The sequence below is a fragment of the Streptomyces sp. NPDC058964 genome, assembly GCF_042741275.1.
Classification (GTDB): Bacteria; Actinomycetota; Actinomycetes; order Streptomycetales; family Streptomycetaceae; genus Streptomyces.
Genome location: NZ_JBHYKH010000292.1, coordinates 5,487 through 11,217, shown reverse-complemented (window position 1 = coordinate 11,217; position 5,731 = coordinate 5,487). Strand labels below are relative to the sequence as shown.

At 71.8% G+C, this 5,731-nt stretch carries 4 protein-coding genes; 2 read left to right on the top strand and 2 right to left on the bottom strand.

The genetic code is table 11. The features are described 5' to 3' along the window. Positions 1-200 precede the first annotated feature (200 nt). A complete protein-coding gene (locus tag ACFW2E_RS29540; RefSeq protein ID WP_384470125.1) occupies positions 201-1,148 on the top strand; it encodes an SGNH/GDSL hydrolase family protein in 948 nt (315 codons plus the stop codon). 303 nt (positions 1,149-1,451) lie between these two features. On the opposite strand, the gene ACFW2E_RS29535 is transcribed toward ACFW2E_RS29540, so the two are convergent. Together ACFW2E_RS29535 and ACFW2E_RS29530 are read right to left on the bottom strand one after the other, a co-directional pair. Continuing rightward, positions 1,452-2,408: a hypothetical protein gene (locus ACFW2E_RS29535; protein WP_384470124.1), complete on the bottom strand. Its 957-nt coding sequence runs from the start codon at positions 2,406-2,408 to the stop codon at positions 1,452-1,454. Positions 2,409-2,731: 323 nt separating this feature from the next. After that, the gene (locus tag ACFW2E_RS29530) at positions 2,732-3,922 is read right to left on the bottom strand and encodes an MFS transporter (protein WP_384470123.1); all 1,191 of its coding nucleotides are present in this window, start codon (positions 3,920-3,922) and stop codon (positions 2,732-2,734) included. A 236-nt stretch (positions 3,923-4,158) separates the two neighbouring features. Here ACFW2E_RS29530 and argG point away from each other — a divergent pair, with 236 nt between their 5' ends. Further along, positions 4,159-5,607, top strand: coding sequence for an argininosuccinate synthase (argG, locus tag ACFW2E_RS29525; protein ID WP_384470122.1), 1,449 nt, complete (start codon positions 4,159-4,161; stop codon positions 5,605-5,607). Positions 5,608-5,731 lie beyond the last annotated feature (124 nt).

Genomic DNA, 5,731 nt, shown 5'->3' with positions numbered 1-5,731 from the left:
AGCCCCGGCCCGTCGCCCCGGCGGCTCCGGCCCTCCCCTCCCAAGACGCTCGACCAGCGGCCCCGGCGCACACACTGCGCGGCGCATCAGCGGGGCGGGGAAGTCCCGTCTCCTGGCGGGTGACCGGGCGATCCGATCTCGGTCCTGTACGTTGCGAAGGCCAGCCCCTGACGCCCCGCCTCGCAAGACAGGACACGTCGATGACGACTCGCCCACGGGCCGTACTGGCCGGGCTCCTCCTCACGGCCATCGCCCTGGCCACGGCCGTCGGCACCGCACACGACGACGGCGACGGCAGCGCCCGTGGCACCGCCCCTTCGGCGTCCAGGGGACTGTACGTCGCCATGGGCGACTCCTACACCTCCGGTCCGGAGATCCCCGTACAGACGGGTGAACCCGCCGGCTGCGGCCGCTCCGACCACAACTACCCGACCCTGGTCGCCGCCCGACTCGGCGTGAAGGCAGGTGACTTCCACGACGTGAGCTGCAGCGGCGCCACCATCCCCGACCTCACCGCGCCCCAGTCCACCGAGGACGGCACCAACCCCGCCCAGGTCAGCGCGCTCTCCTCCAGGACCCGGCTGGTCACGATCGGCATCGGCGGCAACGACGTCGACTTCATCGACATGGTCGCCCGTTGCATCGACATGGGTACGGCGTTCGACGCCTTCGGCAGCGGGAAGCACGGTTTCGAGGACGCCCCCTGCCGCGGGTCATACGTCGAGGACGGCACCGACAGCACGCGGCGCAGGATCGCCGCCACGGGCGAACGGCTGTCCGGCGCGCTGAGCGAGGTCCGGCGCCGCGCGCCCGCGGCCCGCGTCTACGTCGTCGGCTATCCGGCGGTCCTGCCGCCCGGCAACGACGGCTGCGGCCTCGAACTGCCCCTCGCCCCCGGTGACATCACCTATCTCCGGGAGACGGAACAAGAGCTCAACTCCGCCCTGCGGGAGCGGGCCCGGGCGGGCGGGGCCACCTACGTGGACACGTACGGCCCCTCGCGGGAGCACAGCGCCTGCTCCCCCGAGCGCACCCGCTGGATCGAGCCCCTCCGCCCCAGCAGTCTCGCGGCCGCCGTCCACCCCAACGCGCGCGGCGAACGCGGGATGGCGGACGCGGTCCTGCGCGCCGTGAAGGCCTCGCGGTGAGCGCACTCTCGCGGCGGCGGCTCGTACTCGCCCGGTACAGCTCACCTGCCCAGGTCTCCGGTCCGCGCAGATCGCGGCGGCGCGGCCGTGGCACGAGCCCCTGCTCCCCGGCGTCCCCGGTCTGGCCGGCCCCGGTGAGGTCTTCCACTCGTCACGCCGGCGCCACGAGCACGGCCTGAGGGGCGCGCGGGTCGCCGTCGTCGGCAGTGGCGTGCGGAGGCGTCTGGCCGAGTTCGACCCCGAGGCGTACGGCATCGCGTGAGGCAGGCGCGGCGCCCCGAACCGGTCCCCCGGGCAGCTCTTTCACAGGCCGGTGGCCGCCCTGTTCCGCGCCTTCTCGAACTCGGTCACCGGGTCGCCCTCCACGCGCCAGGGCCAGGCGGTGACCGTGCCGTTGATCGCCTCGAAGACCGGGCGTGCCTCGCTGCGCCGTTCGGCGGCGATCAGGGCGTAGGCGAGCAGGTTCAGGTCGGCGAGGGCCGCCGCGTGGTGCAGGAAGCCGGGGCGGGCCCAGGTGCGGGCCGCACGGTCGAGGGCCTGGGCGGCCGGTGCGTGGGACCAGTGGTTGCGTGCCATCAGCGCCTCGACTCCGCCCAGGGTGAGGACGGACTGGTACTGCATGACCTGCGCGGTGAGTTCCGTGGCGGCGCAGGGGGCGTTCTCGGGTGCCCGTGCGCGGACGGCGTCGACGAAGTCCAGCACCTGGATGCGCGATCCCATTTCCTCCGGCCCCAGGTAGGCCAGCATGTTCAGGTACGCCTCACGGTTCCAGCGGTCGCGCGCCAGCACCTCGTTCCACAGGCCGAAGACCTCCGACTGGTTGCGGCGCTCCAGCCGTGACAGCCCCAGCAGGACGACCCAGGGAGTGGGGTCCTCCGGTGCGAGCTCGGCGGCCTGGAAGCAGCTCTCGGCCACGGCGGCGCCGTCCTCCAGACGTCCCTCGGAGCGTGCGCGCACGAGCTGGGCCCAGGCAGACAGCACGAGCGCGCTCGCGTTGCCCGGCTCGCGCGCGGCCCAGGCCCGAGGCACGTGCGAGTCGGACAGGCAGTACGCCAGGACGGATATCTGGTGCGAACGGCGATCCCAGTCGTCCGTGTCCTGGTCCAGGAGGCGGGATATCTGGGCGGAGCACAGGTCTGTCGTTGCGATCGTGCCCGTGCTGGTCGTCGCCTGCAGCGTCTTCAGCAGCCTGCTGAGGGCAGCGTCGTCGAGCGCTAGGGCGAGGCGTGCCCTTCTGCGGCGACTTGAGAGAAATGCCATGGTCGGAGGCTAGAGGTGATCAGCCGTGACGCAAGGTGTGCACCGCGATCGTTATCGATTGCACGTGTCACTGTGCCTTACCCGCTCGTACGGCGAGATGTGTGCACACGCCATGCGTCGTTCGGGAAGGACTCCCGCCGTTTCACGCCGCACGGCCTTTAGAGGATCTCCACCGACCTGACCTGGGCGGGCGACGACGGGAACGTGACCGGCGCGATTCTCCACCCTGAACCGCGAAAGGAGACGGACTCGATGAGCGGCAGGCCTCGAACTTCAGCGAGCACCGACCGCGTGGGCGCCGGCCCCACCAGCCGCCGGTGCGGTCACGACGGCTCCGGCACCGGCCGCCGGAGGAGGTAGACACCCGCGGTCGAGACCAGGACGGCCATGCACACGATGAACACGAGCCCGGCGCCTTCCAGACCGATCGGCCCGGTCAGCACCCCCACACCGATCACCGGCACCGAGATGCCCGCGTAGGCGACCACGAACAGAGCCGAGATCACCGCGGCACGCCGGTCCGCGGGGGATGCCGCGGCCCCCGCGGCCAGCGCCCCGCGGAACGCCAGCCCCTGCCCGCCTCCGCCGACGACCGCGCTCAGCACCACCAGGGCCAGCAGATCCCATCTCAAGGCGCCTGCGAGCAGCACCAGCCCAGTGAGCAGTCCGGCACAGCCCAGCGGCAGGGACCGCCCCACTCCGACCCGGCCGACGGTCAGCTGTCCGGCGGTCGAGGCGAAGAAGGCGAGTGCGACGACCAGTCCGCTCACCGCGTGGTTGTCCACGTCGAGCGACTGCGCGAGGAACGCGGGGCTGACCGAGGTGAACACCCCGAACAGTGCGAAGCCGACGAACGAGGCGATCGCGGCCGGTCCGAACACCGCGCGCACCTGCGTCGGCAGGCTGGGCGGCTGCGGCCGTACGGTGCTCAGCGGCTGCCGCTCCCGAACGGTCTCCGGAAGCCACAGCACGACGGCGACCGAGCACGCCACCAGGGCGAGGTGCACGACGAACGGCAGGTGGAGAGGCCAGGGCGCGTACTGTGCGAGGAGTCCGGCGAGCAGCGGACCACAGCCCAGCCCGCCCATGTTGGCGGCCGTCGCCACGAACGTGGCCCGGGAGTCGCCGCCGCGCGGCGCCAGCTCCATCACGTGCGCCGTGGCGGCGCCGGTGAACAGGCCGGCGGACAGTCCCGACAGCAGACGTCCCGCATACAGCCAGCCCAGCGCGGTGGCGCACAGAAAGCAGACCGCGCTCGCCGCCGCGAACCCCAGGCCCCACAGCAGGACCGGCCGCCGGCCCACGGCATCCGAGGCGTTGCCCGCCAGCAGCAGCACGCCGATCACCGCGAAGGCGTACACGGCGTACACGACGGTGACCGTCAGCTCGGAGAAGCCGAACTTCTCCTGGTAGAGGGGGTAGAGGGGGGTCGGCAGCGTGGTACCGGCCATACACACGGCGAACACGGCCCCACTGAGCAGACACGGGATCCACCCTCGGCGATCATCGTCCATGCCGCCGACGGTAACCCCGTGCCATCGTGATGGTTTCGCCCCGCTCAGGTCGTACGTCCGGGCGGGTGACGACGCGGTGCGTCCGGGAGGTCTGCACGTGAGAGGCGGCGCCGCCCGTCGATCACGTGCTGTACGTGCGGAAGACCCAAGGTCCTGATCTTGCAGCGGGCGCACCGGCCGACGGCGGATGCGACACGGGCTTTGCATGACCATGCGTCCTGATGCATAATCTATCCATGTCCAAGGTCCTCACCTCCCTGCCCGCCGGCGAGCGCGTCGGCATCGCCTTCTCGGGCGGCCTCGACACCTCGGTCGCAGTCGCATGGATGCGCGACAAGGGCGCCGTCCCGTGCACCTACACCGCCGACATCGGCCAGTACGACGAGCCCGACATCGCTTCTGTGCCCGGCCGCGCGCAGACCTACGGGGCCGAGATCGCGCGTCTGGTCGACTGCCGCGCCGCGCTGGTCGAAGAGGGCCTGGCCGCGCTCACCTGCGGGGCGTTCCACATCCGCTCGGGCGGGCGCGCGTACTTCAACACCACGCCCCTCGGCCGCGCCGTCACGGGCACCCTCCTGGTCCGGGCGATGCTCGAGGACGACGTACAGATCTGGGGCGACGGCTCGACCTTCAAGGGCAACGACATCGAGCGGTTCTACCGCTATGGCCTGCTCGCCAACCCGCACCTGCGGATCTACAAGCCCTGGCTGGACGCGGACTTCGTGACGGAGCTCGGCGGCCGCAAGGAGATGTCGGAGTGGCTGCTCGCCCACGGCCTCCCCTACCGCGACAGCACGGAGAAGGCGTACTCCACCGACGCCAACATCTGGGGCGCCACCCACGAGGCCAAGACGCTGGAGCACCTGGACAACGGCATCGAGACCGTTGAGCCCATCATGGGCGTACGGTTCTGGGATCCCGAGGTCGAGATCCTCCCCGAGGACGTGACGATCGGCTTCGACCAGGGCCGCCCCGTGACGATCAACGGCAAGGAGTACGCCTCCGCCGTCGACCTGGTCATGGAGGCGAACGCCATCGGCGGCCGCCACGGCCTGGGCATGTCGGACCAGATCGAGAACCGGATCATCGAGGCCAAGAGCCGCGGCATCTACGAGGCGCCGGGCATGGCCCTGCTGCACGCGGCCTACGAGCGCCTGGTCAACGCGATCCACAACGAGGACACCCTCGCCCAATACCACAACGAGGGACGGCGCCTGGGCCGGCTGATGTACGAGGGCCGCTGGCTCGACCCGCAGGCGCTGATGATCCGGGAGTCGTTGCAGCGCTGGGTCGGCGCGGCGATCACAGGCGAGGTGACGCTGCGACTGCGGCGCGGTGAGGACTACTCGATCCTCGACACCACGGGCCCGGCGTTCAGCTACCACCCGGACAAGCTCTCGATGGAGCGCACCGAGGACGCCGCGTTCGGCCCGGTGGACCGGATCGGCCAGCTCACCATGCGCAACCTCGACATCGCCGACTCGCGCGCGAAGCTGGAGCAGTACGCCGGACTCGGCCTGATCGGCACCGCCAATCCCGCGATCGGCGCCGCCCAGGCCGCCGCGACCGGGCTCATCGGCACCATGCCGCAGGGCGGCGCCGAGGCCATCGCCTCCCGCGGCGGCGAGGTTTCCGACGACGACGAGATGCTGGACCGCGCCGCGATGGAGTTCGGCACGGACTGATCGCGCCGAGAAGCGGTTGCACCACCGGAGAGGGGGGGGGGGGGGGCCCGCGCGGGGGCGGAGGGGAGGGGTGCCGGGGGCGCGCGCGCGCGGGGGGGGCCGCGCGGCGCGGCCCCCGCGGGCG